This window comes from Marinobacterium marinum (assembly GCF_013868415.1).
Lineage (GTDB): Bacteria > Pseudomonadota > Gammaproteobacteria > Pseudomonadales > Balneatricaceae > Marinobacterium > Marinobacterium marinum.
This window is the reverse complement of sequence record NZ_JACEMT010000029.1, coordinates 47,603-63,880: the sequence shown is the minus strand read 5'-3', so window position 1 is coordinate 63,880 and position 16,278 is coordinate 47,603. Positions and strand designations below refer to the sequence as shown.

Genomic DNA, 16,278 nt, shown 5'->3' with positions numbered 1-16,278 from the left:
ACAGGTTTGCAGCAACTTAGCCATCATCGATACCTCAGAAAGGCCACAGAGGACTGATAAAGAAACGCGCCAGCCAGCCCATTACATTGGAATCATGCGTGGCCCCGGTACCACTATAAGTGATACGCGCATCGGCCAGCCGAGTCGAGGGGACCCGGTTGTCCGGCCCGACATCCTGCTTACGCACCAGGCCGCTGATACGGATATACTCATCCCCCTGATTCAGGGTCAGCCACTTTTCTCCTCGCACCAGCAGGTTGCCGTTCGGCAATACCTGATGAACGGTCACCGTGATGTTGCCGCTCAGGCTATTGCTCATATCCGAACTGCCTTCGCCATCAAAAGCCGTGTTGGAGTTCATGGAGGCACTCAACGGATTACCAAACACCTTTACCTCATGTCCCAACACGTTCGGTGCGCCGATCGACATGTCGTTAGTCTTGTCTACCGTGGTCGAAGCACTTTTGGACGACTGCGTCCGCTCCGTCAGCACCACCGTGATAATATCGCCAACCCGATGGGCACGCCCGTCACTGTACAGATCCATACTGGTCGCCGCCTGATAGATCGACCCGGTGACCGGCTGAGGCTGCTGCATCTGTACCGGCTGAATCGGTGCATAATGGGGATTATCCGGCTTGGGCGCTTTATTGACGCAACCGGTCAACACTACCGCGGCCGCCAGTAGCAGCACCCGCATACCCGTTTTCATTCGTCTCATCCCCTGCTTGATTGATTACAGCTGCTGGCTGACGTAGCCGAGCATTTCATCAGCGGTAGAGATGACTTTGGAGTTCATCTCATAGGCACGCTGGGTCGTGATCATATCCACCAGTTCCTCAACCGCATTGACATTGGACCCTTCCAGCATCCCCTGCTTTAAAAGGCCACGCCCCTCTTCACCCGGCACTCCCACAATCGGCGCGCCACTGGCCGCTGTTTCGATGAACAGGTTTTGCCCCACGGCCTGCAAGCCCTGAGGGTTCACAAAATCGGCCAGCTCCAGCTGTCCAAGCTCCTGCGGATCGGGGTCGCCGGCCACCGTCACGCTGACCGTACCATCGCCACCAACCGAAAAGTTGGTCACTTCGCCCGGCAGGGTGATGGCCGGTTCAACCAGATAGCCCTCTGCTGTTACCAGACGATTCTCGCCATCAATGTGCAGCTCACCATTCCGGGTGTAGGCAATATCGCCGTTGGGCTGCATCACCTGCAGGAACCCACGCCCATTGATCGCTACATCAAACGGCTGATCGGTAATCTGCATATCGCCCGTGTGAAACAGCTTCTGGGTACCAACCGTACGCACACCGCTGCCCAGCTGAAGCCCCGATGGCAACTGAGAGTCTTCACTGGTGGCGGCCCCCGGCTGACGACGGATCTGATACAGCAGATCCTCGAATTCCAGGCGATCCTTTTTGAATCCGACCGTACTGACGTTGGCCAGGTTATTGGAGATGACCTTGAGCTGGGTATCCTGAGCGCTCAAGCCGGTTTTGGCCACATGCAAGGCACCGTGCATGGTTGATACTCCTTAAACGTTATCAGCTCATTTGCAGAATTTTGGCAGCCGCAGAAGAGTTCTCTTCGGCTGTTTTCATCATTTTGACCTGCATCTCGAATTGTCGAGACAGGCTAATCATGGCTGTCAGATCCGCCACGGCATTGACGTTGCTCGCCTCCAGATAACCGGAGCGGACCTGCACACCCAGCGCCTGAGGCAGGGGAATATCGTTATCCGTATGCATGAAACCGTCCCGCCCCTTGTACAGAGCATCATCCTGCGGCTGTACCAGCTTGATCTGATCCACCAGCGCCACTTCGGCTGCCGCTTCACCCAGTGGGCGAATGGTGATCGTGCCATCATTGGCGATAAAAATATTTTCAGCCGGCGGAATAATAATCGGGATCCCCCCGTTGCCCAATACCGGCAAGCCACTGCCTGTCACCAGCTGATTGGCGGCATTGATCTGCAGCCCACCATTACGGGTGTAAACCTCGTTGCCATCGGGGCCACGCACCGCCATCCAGCCATTACCTTCAATAGCCAGATCCAGATCTCGTCCGGTTTGCATCAGCGTACCACTTTCCAGGTTGGTACCCGGGCGCTCGCTCATCGAATACACTCGTGACTCAAAGCCGTCACCCAGTACCCGCATGGCACGCGCCTGCTCCAGGTCATGCTTGAATGCGGTAGTCGTTGCATTCGCCAGGTTGTTGGCATGCACCTGCTGCGCCAGCATGTTTTCACGTGCGCCCGTCATGGCGACATAAAGGACCTTATCCATCCACTGCTCCGGTAAAGGCTTGCCGTTTCCGATTCGTTATCATGGATTAAGCAAACTATGTGCCATAAACAGAAAAGCCGGGCTTAGGCCCGGCTTTCAACTGTAGCTGTAATCAGATTTGCAGAATGGTCTGCGTCACCGTATTCAGGGTTTCCAGCGTTTTGGAGTTGGCCTGGAAATTACGCTGACCTTCAATCAGTTTCACCAGCTCTGCTGACAGATCCACGTTGGACGCTTCCAGCGCAGCCGAGCGCAGAGTACCGTTCAGCCCTGTACCCGGCGGGTTCAACACCGCATCGCCGGAATCAAGCGTTGCTGTCCATTCAGTATCGCCACTGGGCTGAAGACCGGCCTGGTTTTCAAAGGATGCGATCGCAACCACGCCCAACGCCTGGTTCTGGCCATTACTGAAAGACGCGATCATTTCACCCGTACCGGCAAAGGTCACCCCGATCAGGTCACCCTTGGTATAACCGTTTTGCTGAATGTTGTTCACGATGGAGGCCGACGCGAACTGGGTCGAACCGGTCAGGTCCAATTTGATTTCGGTCAGGTCGTTGGCCGGATCGGCCCCCTTGATGGTGATACTGGGCACCTGCGTGCCTGCCGCAATAGGCTCACCGTTGATTTCGCTGAGCAGGCCGTTGGTCGGATTGAACTTGACCATAATGGGACCGGGTTCAGAAGAGGTCCCGGCACCCGGGTCCTGCAACTTGCCGATATCCAGCATTTCGGTATTGTTCAGGTAGGCATACATGCGGTAATACCCCATATAGGAGTTATCGCCCTGATATGCCCGATCATCATCCCACGCGATATCCTGCGACACCCCGGCAACCGACACCGGATAGGGGTCGACGCCGCCGGAAACGGCATCAGGGATGTTGCCTTCGTCCGACTTGTAACGAATGATCAGTTTGACCTGAGAGACGCCACTGGCATCGATGTAGGTCTCTGCATTCACTGACTCGATAGCCGGATGCTTGTCAACGATACGAGCCTGCTGCGCATTGATCAGCTCCGCCTGCTTCTCGGCGGAATCATCACCGGCCCCCACCGGGATATCAACCCCGGCAATGCTGATGGTTTCATTAACTCCGGCCAGATCCAGGTTATACACCCGCACCTCGTTGGCATCACGATAACGATCTTCCACCCGCGTATTGATATTGGCCACCTCACCGGTGTCATCGGCAACAATGAGATCACCGGCATCGGTTGCGCTGGCCTTCAGCTCGAAGCTGACACGGTTGGCGCCATCATAGGCCACGCTGGCCAGATCGATTCTGGGGTCTGCCTCACTCAGGGCCTGATAGGCCGTCGATGTCGGGTCCAGGTAACCACCCGTAAAATCGGCCGGAGACAGACCTACACCCGACACAGAAGCAATCGCACCTGCAGCCGTTGAGCCATCAGGGTTGGTAACCGAAAAGGGGGTCCCCGAAACATTGAAGTCCAACACCTGACGAACCGGGCGCTGTTCGGCAAAGTTGTACTTGATCGTATGCTCGTTACCCAGACTGTCGAATACGCGATCGGTTGTTGTCCAGGTGAATGAGCCCGGCTCGTCCTTGTCGTAGGTCGGCAACAGCGTGCTGGAGTCCTTGCGATCATCGATGTTGAATGACAGGTCGATTTCGGTGGTGGCCTTGGGCGGGCTTTCCTTCTGAGTCACCGCCATGTCACCGATCGGCAAGCGGTTGCCGTCGGCATCCAGACCATACCCCTGCAGGAACTTGCCGTTCTTGGAAACAATATACCCTTCCTTGTTCAGCTCGAACGCACCGGCCCGGGTATAGGTCACCCCGCCCTGACCGTCATCCAGCTGAAAGAAACCCGAGCCATTGATGGCCAGATCCAGGTTATTGTTGGTGAACTCAATCGTGCCCGCCTTGAAGTCCTGAGCGATATCGGTCACGGTCACACCCGAACCGGCCACGTTGGCTGACCCGGCTCCCACAACAGCCGTGGCATAAATATCACCAAATTCGGTGCGTGAAGCCTTGAAGCCGACGGTACTGGAGTTAGCGATGTTGTTACCAGCCACGTCCAGCATGGTGGTGGACGCCTTCAGACCCGTAACTGCTGTACTAAAACCTGCCATGTTATCTTCCTCGTTTAACCGAGCTGTTTCACTTCACTCATGTCGATAGAGCCGATTGCGGTATTCACCTTCATCCCTATCCCGTTCTGACCCAATGTGACGCTATTGATGTTGAACCCCATATAGGTTGCAACCTCTTCGTAGCTGCCATCCGCACCGGTTGCGGCTTCAGCCACGATGCGATAATTGCCGACCGGCACGCCCTCACCCGCCTTCCAGGCAAAGTTGTGATCACCGGCAGGCATGGGGCCCATATCGACCGTATCGATCTTGCTGCCACCGGCATCATAGATACTGATGCGGATATTGCTGACGCTGACGCCCGTGGATACCACACCGTCAACGTACCCCTCTTCCTGAGTCAGCTGAGCGATATTGGTGTTCACATACGCGCGCTGCCCGACCATGGAGGATGCCTGCAGGGCCGCCTGGCTGCTGAGCATGGTCTGACTCATGCTCTCCATGGTTTTGGACAAATTCTGAATGCTTTCGACGTTGCTCAGGGTCGATATTTGCTGCATGAAGTCGGCCGGATCAGCCGGACTGGATGGATCCTGGTTCTGCAGCTGTGCAATCAGCAGCCGCATGAACATCTGACTGTCTTCAGACTGGGTATCCACAGGCTTGGCCCGATCACGGTTCGCCTGGTTGATCTGGTCGTAGATGTTATTGCTGCCGACGCCGTTTACATTGCTCATGGCGCTATCCTCTCAACAGTCTTACTGCCCCAGCGTCAAAGTACGCTGCAGCAACTGCTTGGCCGTATTCATAATATCGGCGTTGATCTGAAAGGAGCGGGACGCCGAGATCATGTCCGCCATCTCCTCTACCACATTCACGTTGGGGTACCACACATAGCCGTTTTCGTCCGCCATCGGATGATTCGGCTCATAGGACATGCGCAGAGGCGAATCACTTTCCACGATTTCATCAACCTCTACCCCCTGCCCCGGCACCAGCGACTGATAGGCTTCCGGAACCTGCTCGGGCGCTACCGACTGGACCGAAAACACCGGCTTGCGTGCACGGTAAGTCTCACCTTCACTGGAGCTGACGCTCTCGGCGTTGGCCAAGTTGCTGGCAGTGGTGTTCAGGCGCACCGTCTGCGCCGTCATGGCAGAGCCGGCGATATTGAATACATTACTCAGTGACATGCTTATTCACCCTTGATGGCACGCGTCAATCCCTGAAACTTGCTGTTCAGAAACTGGAAGGATGCCTGGTAACGGATGGCGTTATCGCTGTAGCGCGCCATCTCTTCCTGCAATTCGACGGTATTGCCATCAACCGAAGGCTGATGGGGCGTGCGGTACAGCAGGTCGGCAGCCATATCAGGCTCCAGAAACTCGTTCTGATGCGCCTGTGTCGTCTGCACCATCGGCAGCTCGAATTCACGATGCTGCCCGGCCAGAACCGCTGCAAAATCCAGATCCCGCGCCTTGTAACCGGGAGTGTCGGCATTGGCAATGTTGTTGGCCAGCACCTCGGCACGACGCGCGCGCAGTGCCAGCGCATCATCATGAATGCCCAGTGCCGTATCAAAGTTGATCGCCATCGACCTCTCCCGGAAACGTAAATACGCTCAATTGCTGTGTTTCCCGGTACTGAAGCAATTCACATGCCAAGTCCGGCAGGGGCAGTGGACAGCCGTATTAAGCGGTGTGTCGAAAGGGAATAGTGAGCAGCGCAGTCAAAAGCGGCAAGGCGCTACCGGAATGGGCGGCAAGACCCGACCGTCCTTGCCGCCGTTTGAAAAAGCCAGCCCCGTCAAATGGCCTGATAAATAATGCCGGGGCGGCAGTGGATCATCCGGTAGAGATCAGACAGACCGGACAGTGATTCGGAGGCGCCCAGCAGAAGGTAACCGCCCGGACGCAACTGGCGGTGCATTTTACGCAGAATCTCCTGCTTCACATCCGAGGAAAAATAGATCAGCACATTGCGACAGAAGATCATGTCAAACTGTCCCAAGGCGCCGTAGGTCCCCAGCAGATTCAGACTCTGAAAGCGCACCCGACTCTTGATTCGGGTATTAATGGTCCAGCTGCCATCAGGCATCGGCTGGAAGTACTGGTGCAGACGGTCTTGTGACAACCCCCGCCCCAGTGCCAGCATCTCGTATTCACCTCGGCGGGCCTGCTCCAACACGGTGGATGAGATATCGGTCGCCAGTATTTCCTCGCCCGAAGAAAATGCCCCCGGGTTGGCCTGCTTGAACTCATCAATGACCATGCTGATCGAATAGGGCTCCTGCCCGGTCGAACAGGCAGCGGACCAGATGCGCAGTTTCTGAAAACGGCTGGCCGCCTTCAACTCGGGCAGCAACCGCTCTTTCAGAATTTCATAGGGGTGTACGTCTCGAAACCAGAGCGTTTCGTTCGTGGTCATGGCGTCAATCACCTGCTCCTTGAGGCCACCGCCTCCCGGACGATTCAGGCGCGCCAGCAGCTCTCTAAGGTTTTGACACCCCTGCTGCTGCATGATTTTGCCCAACCGGCTCTGTACCAAATACTGTTTGTGTTCAGCCAGCAAAATACCGCAGCTTTGCTCAAGAAAGCCGCTGAACTCCCGGAACTCGTCCGGCGTAATACCAAACCCGCTAACCACCCGACTTGGTCTCCTTAATTTTGCTCAACCTGGTGGATACGGTTCACCACAACACCCGCAAGCTCATTGGGATTGAATTTGGCCAGGAAACCGTCGGCTCCGACCTTTTTAACCATCGATACGTTAAAGCCGCCACTCAGCGAGGTATGCAACACCACATGCAGTCCCGCCATGCGTTTGTCTTCGCGAATCATCGAGGTCAGGGTATAGCCGTCCATTTCCGGCATCTCGATATCGGATACCACCATCAGGAACAGCTCTTCCACATTGATGTTCTTGTCGAGCAAATCCTTCAACAGATCCAGTGCCTGACGCCCGTTATTGGCCACCGACACCTTTACACCCAGGTCTTCGAGACTGCGCTGCATCTGCTTGCGTGCCACCGCCGAGTCATCGACGATCAACACATGATGTTCCCGCGCCTTCTCCCTCACTTCAGAGGTGGCGACTTCGTCACTGACATGGGTCGACATGGGGTAAAGATCTGCCAGGATCTGCTCAACATCCAGGATCTCGACCAGCCGGTTCTCGTACTCGAAAACCGCTGTCAGATAGTTTTCATTGCCGATTTCCGCCGGCGGCGCCATGATCTGATCCCACTGCGTATTCAGAATGCGATCCACCTTGCGCACCATAAAAGCGAGCGTGCGGCGGTTATACTCAGCCACGATCAGAAAGGTTTTCGGCAGATCTTCCTCGGGAATAGGCCTGCGCCCGATCGCCTCCGACAGATCCAGAACCGGAATTGTCTCGCCACGAATGTGCGCCATCCCCTTGATGGCCGTAGTCTGTCGCGGCACTTCGGTCAATTCGGGACATTGCAGTACCTCACGCACCTTGAAGACGTTGATACCGTACTTTTGATTGGTTTCCAGCCCGAACAGGAGCAGCTCCAAACGGTTTTGTCCCACCATCTGCGTACGCAGGTTTACAGTATCCAGGATCCCTGACATGATCTAACCAACCCCGAGGTCACTATCGATGAGTTCATCCCGGCCTTTATTCGCCAGGACGCCCGCGTGAATACACATACTCTAACATTTGTTGCCGCAGTTTTTGCCATAACCTGTGGATTAATGCACCCCTTTTCAGCGCGTGCCGACAATCCTTCGACGCAGATCAGCCAACAGGCAACGGATGCCATTAAACAACACTTCAATGAAAAAGTACCTGACAGCCGGGTCGAAGTGCGCCTGAACCCCATCAACCAGCAACTGGACTTCCCACCCTGCGGCCATCCGCTCAGTGTCAGCCTGCCGTTTCACAGCGGTGCGCGCATTACCGCCAAGGTCGGCTGCAACCAACCGCGCTGGAGCCTGTTCATCACCGGACACGTTCAGATCTTCAAGCCTGTTATCATGACTGCCGGCCCTATCGTCAAAGGCAGTCGCATCCAGGCCAACATGCTGCAGCTGCGCGAACAGGACATCACCTCACTCAACGGCGACTATTTTCTGCGTCAGCAGGATGTCAACGGTCGCATGGCCCGCATCAGCATCAACGCCGACAGCGTCATAACACCCCGAATGCTGACCCATGCCAATGCCGTCCAGAGAGGCGACCCCGTCATCATTGAGGCAGGCCGCAAGGGCGTCGTGATCCGAGCAGAGGGCAAAGCTCAGGGAACAGGCCGTATCGGCGACATTATCGATGTCATCAACAGTCGCTCAGGCAACACTATTCGGGCTCAGGTCACAGCTCCCGGGCGGGTTCGCGTCCCCTGACACAGCGGTTCGCCTTCCATCACCTTTTCGCTATACTGTGACTGTTTATTGATCACTGACAAAAAACCTTAAAGTTTCAGCCAAGGCGACCGATACCCTTGCACAGAACTGATTGCGAGGTACATGAACATGGCTATCGATTTTCCCGGCCTATCGCCCGTCCAGACGGCCGGTAACCGCGGCAAAGTCAGCGAACAAACCGCCGGCAAGGCACCACAGGCGGAGACTTCGACCGCACATTCTGCCCCCGCCCGGCAGGATGATACCGTGCGACTCAGCGATACGGCACAGGCATTGCAGCAGCGCAGCAGCGAAACGCGGCACAGCCCTGATATCGATACCGATCGCGTGGAACACATCAAGGCCGCGCTGAACGAAGGCCGCTACACCATCGACAACGAGCGTATTGCCGATCGCATGCTGCAATTTGAAGAACTGCTGGGTTAACCACTGAATGAGCGCGATTCTGTCTGACGATCACCGTCAACAACTCGATACCCTGATCCATCAGGGGATCGAACGACTGGTACAGCTGCAGGCCTTGCTGGAAGCAGAGCTAGAGGCCCTGCAAAGCCGCGCCCTGGACCCTCTGCAGCACAACAATCGCGCCAAGCAGGAGTGCCTGCTCGCCATTGATCGCAATATTCGCGAACGCAACACCCTGCTGGAACAGGCCGGCATTCGCTCCGACCGAGCCTCCGTCACCCGTTGCATTGAACAACAGCCCGAACCTGCACGGCTTGGCCTTGGCGAGAGCTGGCGGTCCCTCGAGTCCGAACTGGACAAGGTTAAACAGCTCAACCAGCGTAACGAACAGGTGCTTTTACGCAACAAACAAAGCGCCGACCAACTGCTGGCCCTCCTGCAGGGACACGCACAGGGCAACACCCTGTATGACCAAAAAGGCGACAAAGGCCGCTATGAAGGCCAACGCAGCCTAGGGAAAGCCTAGTCAAAACATCTTCTTGGCGTTAAAATCCTCGCCGTTTTCTCAGCGCCTCAGTAGCTCAGTTGTATAGAGCAGCCCCCTCCTAAGGGGCAGGTCGCAGGTTAGAGTCCTGCCTGGGGCGCCATTTAAATCAATAGCTTAAGAAAGAATCCGTCTTCCGAATTGATCAAAAAACCATCATAAACCAAAAGTGCACCATGGTGCGCACCATGGTTTTACCTTTGCTTGGTCTTGCAGTTTTTTCATCCCCTTTCCACAACGTCTACCCACGCGCCTACTTCCCTGCTCGGTTTTGACGCTTCAGGATGCAACTGCATGCTCTACTTCCAGCAATAATTGACTGACGCACCTGAAATGGACATAGAGAGGACTATCAATGCGGCCGCGACCTACAAGGAGTCAAATACAGCTTGAACCCGGATCAGGTTCGTCGTTCAGTTGCCACTTCTACAGCTATAGAGACGGGTGAGCCCTCAGGCACAATCAAAAAACGCTTGCAGGAAAACAATCGCTCAGGTGAGCTTGAAGGAGGCTCAGAGGGAAGTCAGAAACAGATTCCACATACCCCCAAGCCCAATAGATGCCCAACTGCCGACTCGTAGGGCTTCTATAGAAGCTCTAGCTGGTGCAGCCATAACTGGCCAAACCGGGTAGTGTTTGAGATCCGGCACCTTGTAATTGAGGACTGTAATCCAATTCAGAAGTATTGTATCAGTTCGACATCAATAGCTTTGCCGTTCTTCTCTGCGCTGGTTTCACCTGACGGGTCTGGTTTCTTGATAACCTTGAACCGCACTCGATCGCCTTTTTTGAAAGGCACGTCACGCTGGTCTTTCACCACATTGATCTTGTTGAAGAAGAACGAGCCACTATCATTGTTAATGAAGCCATATGCATTCAACCAACGATACACCACACCTTCAGCCTCTGGGTAATGTTTACTGGCTGCAGCACTGGGACAGAGTGAAACGAAGCATTGGCTCTTGTTGCTATCATCCATTTTGAAAAGATGAGTGCTAGCCTGGATCAGGCCCTTCAAAGTTTTAAAAGAATAGCTACGCGGGTCAAAGGCAGGGTCAATGCGTTTGATGTGGGTTCCCAGAATACCCAGATAGACCGCTTCGTTATCCTCCTGTGCCTCGTTGAAAGCCTTGAGCAGAATTCGATCAAGATCCAGCTCTTCTCTGGTCTCTTCGGTATCATCAGCAGCAAAGTCGAGCAGGTCACTATAGACAAAGTGGTGACAGGCCCGGCGTAAGCGCTCAGGCGTATTGCGCTTGCCGATGCCCATCACGTACAAGCCTTTTTCGCGGATCCTGAGCGCCAGCGTGTGGTAGCCACCATCCGACGACACAATACAGACAGCATCGATCCTAGGAGTATTCATTGTCAGTTCGATAGCATCCATGATCAGAGCGTGATCGGCCGCATCCTTGCCATAGTTGAACTGGTGCACCGGACGGGCACCGGTACTATGTAAAGTCTCTTTCCAATTCGAGTGTGCTGGCTGCGTCCAATCGGCATACACACGCTGAATGGCGACATCGCCTTGCTTTTCCACTTCCCGGATGATCCCCGGGAAGTCTTTAGGGCTGGAGTTCTCACCATCCACCAGTACTGCGAATGTGTAGTTTTTCACTGTAGTCCTTTACATCAAAATTATTAGAAGAGACTTCAGCACCTGGCTCAGACCACATGCTCTAAGTTCTGAAGGATTACTCTTCAACCAGCTTCATGGTTTCTGAGCCCTGATCAAATTTGTAGACGTAAGATGCAGTGCCACTCGGACAGCAGTTAGGATCATTTTCGCGGTAAGCGGGTCCTTCGATAATGACCATTCCCTGAGCACCAGCTACAGCTTTGACAGTACGAGTGGGTACCATGACATTTGCCTTATCAGCCAATACCTTAAGGTTACCGCCAGCTCGGGAGCCAACTGTTGTCATGATAACCCCATGCGATCCGGAGCCTCCGCTACAGCCAAGGTCGCCGGACCAAACCACCGTGTAGTAATCCATGAAGGACATTGGTTCATTTTTATCACCGGCCACCTGGACGGCCTTGAAATCTGAACCTTCATAACTACATGCGACCGTACTGGCATAGAGCTTTACAACGGCTTCTACCTCAGCAAGATCCGAAGCATTAGACGTGGTGCTAACAGCGCTCATAAACGCGAATATACATGCGGCCAGTGACTTCTTCCCGAATTTCTCAATCATCCTGATTTCTCCTTTTACAGCCTCTGCTGAATTTTATAAATCCATGTCCATTCACTACTGAAGCAACCCTAGCTGACGCCTAGAGCACTGGAGCAGCAGTTTTTAACCCACTTGGCACCACAATTCGAACATGGCTGATAACGAACATACTCCAGATTTTGTATCTCAGTCATAGGTTGCTGCCTGTATATATATCGGTCATTAAACTCTTTGAGTAGCTCCCCAGGTACCGTAGACCAATCATTCTTATTTGGAGATACATTCGCTTTAGCCACTAACTGCTTTAGCCCATTCCTAGATGGAGAGATTTTCGTCCGTTTTTTTTTACTACCTGCACTGTTGAACCCAGGAACTGCATTGACCGAGAACTCCAGATCGTAGAAATCGATACTTCTTGCCTGCTGATAGTCTTCACCAACAGCCTCACAATGCACAATCAGGTCATCATCTATAGTGACCTGCAGCTGAATACGCTCTTCCAGAGGAGGAAAGTCCGGGTTAATTTCGACCACCAGGCTACCGTAGGTGGTTCGCGGATCCGCTGCCGCCGATTTGTTGACCATCTGAGGGCGTTTGAACGTAAAAATGGCCTTACCATCTCTCGGATCAGAGCAATACATGGCCTGAGGTATCTGTATAGACTCTCCTCTTGCGGGAAGACGAGTACCTTGGTGAATTATGGTCAGTAATGAGTTGCGAGCTTCTACAAGCTCAAATGGCTTTGCCAGTGCCAGCTCTACCCCATCGCTGGCAATCCATGCTGCACCTTCTGAGATAATTCGGTCGCCCTTAGGTGATATGTGCAAGGCCGACACACCAAAAATTTCCGTCAACCGCGACTTAATCAAGGGCATATTGACCATGCCGCCTGTCGCCAGACAGAGTGCTATGGTTTGTGGGTCGACATTTGCTTGGTCCTGAGCCAGCAGTGAGCTAATCTCTTCAATCCCTTGATTCACCAAGGGCTTACAAATGGACTCCAAGGTAGTCCTGTCCAACCAAACTTCAATCTCGGCCTCATCACCTTCGCCTTGGAAATAGTCTGGAAGAAAGATACTGGTTTCGTCTCGTGTAGAAAGAGTGATCTTGGCTCTTTCACATTGCGCTAACAGCTTGGACTTCATACCTGGATTTACCGGAAGTGCCGTTTCTGATGACCAGCCGTGCTTCTTTTCATGCTCACGAATCACATAAGTCAGTATGGCCTCATCTAGGTAATCGCCCCCAACCAGATTGTTGCCCCGGTTCAAGACCTGTACCAGACACCCATCGACAATCTTGCACAGGGTCAAATCCAGCGTACCACCGCCCCAGTCAAACACGAGAACCATACGCTCATCGTAAGATCGGATCGTTTCCTCGAAGCGCTCTTGGTCCCTGAAGTATCCGTAAAGTGCAGCCAATGGCTCGTGCACAAACGCATCCACGTACACACCAGCCGTCATCAAGGCTTCTCGCAGCGTCTTGCGCCCTCTGCCATCCAAAGCGACCGGTATAGTGACAACGGCTCGGGTCAGGTCCGCAACCTGTTCCGAATCGTTTTCTCGCGCATCATCAATCAGATAACGGATGTACTCTCCAATCACATCAACCGGAGTCATCAAGCGCCCTTCAACGTTAATGGTTTCGTTACTGATCAGTTTTTTGGGGCCCCTTACCGTATTGCCCAATACCCCAATACCCAGCTGTTCGAGTTTATCCCGGGCTATTTTCCCGCAGATAACCCTGTCACCCTCATAACGAACCACGGAAGGGTGAGGCCGCCCCGTGTCATCGAACGATTTAATACGATTTCCCCGGGTCACCACCGAGATCAGGCTATTGGTTGTACCGAAGTCAATTCCTACTCTTTGAACCACTGCAAATCCCTCTCAATGCTTTCAACCACCAACTCAATTTGATGTATCGCCACCTTGGTCTTCGGATTCTCGCGTTGCAATGCTGAAAGGGAGAGGCGCAACGGCTCCAACACCTCCTCTGAAAGCAAGTTGAACGCCTTGGCTCTTACCTTGCCTTCGTTATCTCTCAAATGGGTGCGTGCGGCACGTGCATCCAGCTGCTGATCTTCCGCTTGCTTCTTAAGCTCTTCCAGTGCTGTTTGGTAATTTTGTGCTTCTGTAATCGCACGCTGAACTTCATTTTTCTTGGCCGTTAGATCACATCTTAGTTGCTCTATCTGCTGGTCTTTTTGCAGCATCAGTTTTTCGGTGCGCTTCAGGTCATCTTCAAGTTGCGTGCGCTGCTCAGCCTGCATGGCCAATAAACGGATCACCCGGGAACTCGGTGACAACCATTGCCCAGCAAGAAGTAGAGAAACATCTTTCAATGTCGCTTTAGAGCCGTGGTCTATTACCACCGATTCATTTAGGTAGCCGATGATGTCACGAAGGTCGCACTTACTTTCATTGAGCAACCACAAAACACCAATTAACAGCAAGTTGCGATGTTGCTTCTCCAGCGTTTTCTGCTGCTCTCTGCTACTGAGGCCAGATACAGGTTCTAGCGCCTCAGATTCGCCAGAACTTTGGAATGTCTCCCGACTTTTAAGGCCTGCTATACGCTTTTGGTACTTTTGACTCAGGCTGTATTCAAGAATGTTCGGCCAATCATCACGGTTGTTATGCTCAACAAAAATATCCCTGAATAGATCAACAGACCCTGTATGCTTATGAATCCAGACACCACTGGCCACTTGAACACAGAATGTAAAAAGCGCTTGCTGCCAGTCGCCCTCACTTTCATCTGTCACACTCAAGGCCAGTTCTGCCAAGCAATCCAGAGATGGATCCGTCAGCGCCGCCGCTTCGGCTATAGAGTTAACCAGCTCCCTTGTTAGAACCTCGTGGGTATTCAAGGAGTTAAGGCTCTTCAGATCCCGCTTGGTGATTTTGGCCGGTTTAATGCTCCCGTCCTTATCATGCTGTTTAGAAAATGCGCCCAAAAGGATATCTTGTGCCGTTTTTTTTGGCTCACATCCTTTTACAGAGCGATTTTCTGATTTCTTTTTATTTTCAGTTTCAAGTTCATTTTTTTCCTCTACCAGGGCTCTGTCTTTTTCTATTTTCGCTACAGGTTTTTCTACAGCTATATCTTCTTTTTTTCTCAGAGAAAGCATGCTCCTTATTTTATCACCCCCTCCCCCTATTCCGCTTTTAGCATCACTCATCAATAGGCCCTACCATTTCTGAAAACGCATCATCAAACGATAGCTTTTTCTTATAATTTTGAGCAGATTCAATATCGCCAACCTTAAGAAGCTTTCGATAGAGTATATAGTTGAATTTCATTTTATCCTGTAACGAAAGATGTTTTAATGGGAAATTATTCACTTCCTTCCGAATATTATCAAGCGAACCATTTCTGTAATAATCAAGAAGAGTTGAAACAATTATCTCAGTAGCATAATCCACTGGAAGTGATCTACTTCCTAGTTCGTGGTCGGACTTAGCAAGTTCCTTACCATTAAAAAATTCTGTAGCACTATCAAGTAAAGGAAGACCAGTCTTACTGACTGCAGCGAAGTCATTTCGATTAAAATCAATTACCGACCGAACAGCATGGGAGAGTTCTGTGTCGTAATACTTCAACGCTTGAGAAGCCTGATTAAAACGCTCCAAGAAAACGTCAAATGGCTCAGCATCAGCTCGGTTATCCTTTGCCATCAGACCCTGAAGGTAGCGAACCAGCCCATCACAATAGAGCTGAACAGTTTTGAATTTTTTTACTTTTTCCGTAAAGGACACGATAGCTTTCGGATTAAGCCCATTAACTTCAAAATACTGACAGAAAATATTACCAACTTGTTCTAATTCTTCTTGGTCCGCAACACAGATATTAATCTTGAGCTGTCGCACACTGTTAGCATTGCCATAACGGACATGTAAAAACGCCAGATTATCAGCTGAGATTCTGTCAACCAGCTCCTGCGGCGTATCGAGCACCTCTCCGTTAACAACCAATGTGTCAATATCACGCAACAGTAAACCATCAGTAGTGATGGGATCAGTAATGTTTAGCCGTTCTCCACAAATTTCCTTCCCATCAACAAATATTGTCGGATTTGATACCGGATGCTCCACCTCATGAGCGTCACGAAGCTCCAGCGAATCGAAAATTTTACCGCATACCCTGCAGGTATACGTGCGGTCGATAGACTCGCAACCATCGGAGCCTCTTTCCCAGTATCGATCCCAGCCTGTTTCCTGAATCCAGTTTAATGTTGGCATTGAACTTCCTTATTTTTGGCTTTTCCGAAAATAGCTACAACCTCAGACAGAGAATCCAAAAAATTACTGTAGCTTACATTGACGACACCATACAGTTAGGTGCTTCGCCACTTTTTGCCTCTACGTACATCAACCGCTTCAGGGCATTTCATACAGCC

17 protein-coding genes and 1 tRNA gene are annotated in these 16,278 nt (G+C 52.5%); 4 read left to right on the top strand and 14 right to left on the bottom strand.

Annotation, left to right across the window (positions count from 1 at the left end):
- Positions 1–34 precede the first annotated feature (34 nt).
- The 9 genes from flgH to H1S06_RS00755 form a co-directional block, all read right to left on the bottom strand.
- A complete protein-coding gene (gene flgH / locus H1S06_RS00795) occupies positions 35–712 on the bottom strand; it encodes a flagellar basal body L-ring protein FlgH (RefSeq protein ID WP_255482844.1) in 678 nt (225 codons plus the stop codon).
- A gap of 24 nt (positions 713–736) precedes the next feature.
- Positions 737–1,522, bottom strand: coding sequence for a flagellar basal-body rod protein FlgG (flgG, locus tag H1S06_RS00790; RefSeq protein ID WP_181736379.1), 786 nt, complete (start codon positions 1,520–1,522; stop codon positions 737–739).
- Positions 1,523–1,544: 22 nt separating this feature from the next.
- Positions 1,545–2,288 carry a flagellar basal-body rod protein FlgF gene (gene flgF / locus H1S06_RS00785; protein ID WP_181736378.1) on the bottom strand — a complete coding sequence of 248 codons (744 nt, stop codon included), beginning with the start codon at positions 2,286–2,288 and terminating at the stop codon, positions 1,545–1,547.
- 112 nt (positions 2,289–2,400) lie between these two features.
- Positions 2,401–4,392, bottom strand: coding sequence for a flagellar hook protein FlgE (locus tag H1S06_RS00780; protein WP_181736377.1), 1,992 nt, complete (start codon positions 4,390–4,392; stop codon positions 2,401–2,403).
- A 14-nt stretch (positions 4,393–4,406) separates the two neighbouring features.
- Positions 4,407–5,090, bottom strand: a complete 684-nt coding sequence (locus tag H1S06_RS00775) for a flagellar hook capping FlgD N-terminal domain-containing protein (protein ID WP_181736376.1) — start codon at positions 5,088–5,090, stop codon at positions 4,407–4,409.
- Positions 5,091–5,111: 21 nt separating this feature from the next.
- Complete coding sequence (gene flgC / locus H1S06_RS00770; protein ID WP_181736375.1) at positions 5,112–5,546, bottom strand: flagellar basal body rod protein FlgC; 435 nt, start codon at positions 5,544–5,546, stop codon at positions 5,112–5,114.
- 2 nt (positions 5,547–5,548) lie between these two features.
- On the bottom strand, positions 5,549–5,947 hold the full coding sequence (gene flgB / locus H1S06_RS00765; protein WP_181736374.1) for a flagellar basal body rod protein FlgB: 399 nt from the start codon (positions 5,945–5,947) through the stop codon (positions 5,549–5,551).
- A gap of 212 nt (positions 5,948–6,159) precedes the next feature.
- Positions 6,160–6,999 (bottom strand): CheR family methyltransferase, encoded by an 840-nt coding sequence (locus tag H1S06_RS00760; RefSeq protein WP_181736373.1) that lies wholly within the window; start codon positions 6,997–6,999, stop codon positions 6,160–6,162.
- A 14-nt stretch (positions 7,000–7,013) separates the two neighbouring features.
- Positions 7,014–7,952 (bottom strand): chemotaxis protein CheV, encoded by a 939-nt coding sequence (locus tag H1S06_RS00755; protein WP_181736372.1) that lies wholly within the window; start codon positions 7,950–7,952, stop codon positions 7,014–7,016.
- Between the two features lie 123 nt (positions 7,953–8,075).
- Here H1S06_RS00755 and flgA point away from each other — a divergent pair, with 123 nt between their 5' ends.
- The 4 genes from flgA to H1S06_RS00735 all read left to right on the top strand — a co-directional run bounded on the left by flgA (position 8,076) and on the right by H1S06_RS00735 (position 9,796).
- Positions 8,076–8,723: a flagellar basal body P-ring formation chaperone FlgA gene (gene flgA, locus H1S06_RS00750; protein ID WP_181736371.1), complete on the top strand. Its 648-nt coding sequence runs from the start codon at positions 8,076–8,078 to the stop codon at positions 8,721–8,723.
- A 129-nt stretch (positions 8,724–8,852) separates the two neighbouring features.
- On the top strand, positions 8,853–9,170 hold the full coding sequence (flgM, locus tag H1S06_RS00745; RefSeq protein WP_181736370.1) for a flagellar biosynthesis anti-sigma factor FlgM: 318 nt from the start codon (positions 8,853–8,855) through the stop codon (positions 9,168–9,170).
- A gap of 7 nt (positions 9,171–9,177) precedes the next feature.
- On the top strand, positions 9,178–9,675 hold the full coding sequence (flgN, locus tag H1S06_RS00740) for a flagellar protein FlgN (protein ID WP_181736369.1): 498 nt from the start codon (positions 9,178–9,180) through the stop codon (positions 9,673–9,675).
- A 44-nt stretch (positions 9,676–9,719) separates the two neighbouring features.
- A tRNA-Arg gene (locus H1S06_RS00735) sits at positions 9,720–9,796 on the top strand.
- Between the two features lie 573 nt (positions 9,797–10,369).
- On the opposite strand, the gene H1S06_RS00730 is transcribed toward H1S06_RS00735, so the two are convergent.
- The 5 genes from H1S06_RS00730 to H1S06_RS00710 all read right to left on the bottom strand — a co-directional run bounded on the left by H1S06_RS00730 (position 10,370) and on the right by H1S06_RS00710 (position 16,120).
- The gene (locus H1S06_RS00730; RefSeq protein WP_181736368.1) at positions 10,370–11,311 is read right to left on the bottom strand and encodes an NYN domain-containing protein; all 942 of its coding nucleotides are present in this window, start codon (positions 11,309–11,311) and stop codon (positions 10,370–10,372) included.
- 76 nt (positions 11,312–11,387) lie between these two features.
- Positions 11,388–11,894 carry a hypothetical protein gene (locus tag H1S06_RS00725; protein ID WP_181736367.1) on the bottom strand — a complete coding sequence of 169 codons (507 nt, stop codon included), beginning with the start codon at positions 11,892–11,894 and terminating at the stop codon, positions 11,388–11,390.
- A gap of 68 nt (positions 11,895–11,962) precedes the next feature.
- The gene (locus tag H1S06_RS00720) at positions 11,963–13,753 is read right to left on the bottom strand and encodes an Hsp70 family protein (RefSeq protein WP_181736366.1); all 1,791 of its coding nucleotides are present in this window, start codon (positions 13,751–13,753) and stop codon (positions 11,963–11,965) included.
- Positions 13,738–15,060: a hypothetical protein gene (locus H1S06_RS00715; protein ID WP_181736365.1), complete on the bottom strand. Its 1,323-nt coding sequence runs from the start codon at positions 15,058–15,060 to the stop codon at positions 13,738–13,740. Before H1S06_RS00715 ends, H1S06_RS00720 begins: the two co-directional genes overlap by 16 nt.
- Positions 15,053–16,120: a hypothetical protein gene (locus H1S06_RS00710; RefSeq protein WP_181736364.1), complete on the bottom strand. Its 1,068-nt coding sequence runs from the start codon at positions 16,118–16,120 to the stop codon at positions 15,053–15,055. The genes H1S06_RS00715 and H1S06_RS00710 overlap by 8 nt, the downstream gene beginning before the upstream one ends.
- Between the last annotated feature and the right edge of the window lie 158 nt (positions 16,121–16,278).

What these genes read in the sequence shown, in the direction of transcription:
- flgH (WP_255482844.1), bottom strand. Translation starts at nt 712, where the DNA reads ATGAAAACGGGTATGCGGGTGCTGCTACTGGCGGCCGCGGTAGTGTTG.
- flgG (WP_181736379.1), bottom strand. Translation starts at nt 1,522, where the DNA reads ATGCACGGTGCCTTGCATGTGGCCAAAACCGGCTTGAGCGCTCAGGAT.
- flgF (WP_181736378.1), bottom strand. Translation starts at nt 2,288, where the DNA reads ATGGATAAGGTCCTTTATGTCGCCATGACGGGCGCACGTGAAAACATG.
- H1S06_RS00780 (WP_181736377.1), bottom strand. Translation starts at nt 4,392, where the DNA reads ATGGCAGGTTTTAGTACAGCAGTTACGGGTCTGAAGGCGTCCACCACC.
- H1S06_RS00775 (WP_181736376.1), bottom strand. Translation starts at nt 5,090, where the DNA reads ATGAGCAATGTAAACGGCGTCGGCAGCAATAACATCTACGACCAGATC.
- flgC (WP_181736375.1), bottom strand. Translation starts at nt 5,546, where the DNA reads ATGTCACTGAGTAATGTATTCAATATCGCCGGCTCTGCCATGACGGCG.
- flgB (WP_181736374.1), bottom strand. Translation starts at nt 5,947, where the DNA reads ATGGCGATCAACTTTGATACGGCACTGGGCATTCATGATGATGCGCTG.
- H1S06_RS00755 (WP_181736372.1), bottom strand. Translation starts at nt 7,952, where the DNA reads ATGTCAGGGATCCTGGATACTGTAAACCTGCGTACGCAGATGGTGGGA.
- flgA (WP_181736371.1), top strand. Translation starts at nt 8,076, where the DNA reads ATGCACCCCTTTTCAGCGCGTGCCGACAATCCTTCGACGCAGATCAGC.
- flgM (WP_181736370.1), top strand. Translation starts at nt 8,853, where the DNA reads ATGGCTATCGATTTTCCCGGCCTATCGCCCGTCCAGACGGCCGGTAAC.
- flgN (WP_181736369.1), top strand. Translation starts at nt 9,178, where the DNA reads ATGAGCGCGATTCTGTCTGACGATCACCGTCAACAACTCGATACCCTG.
- H1S06_RS00725 (WP_181736367.1), bottom strand. Translation starts at nt 11,894, where the DNA reads ATGATTGAGAAATTCGGGAAGAAGTCACTGGCCGCATGTATATTCGCG.
- H1S06_RS00715 (WP_181736365.1), bottom strand. Translation starts at nt 15,060, where the DNA reads ATGAGTGATGCTAAAAGCGGAATAGGGGGAGGGGGTGATAAAATAAGG.
- H1S06_RS00710 (WP_181736364.1), bottom strand. Translation starts at nt 16,120, where the DNA reads ATGCCAACATTAAACTGGATTCAGGAAACAGGCTGGGATCGATACTGG.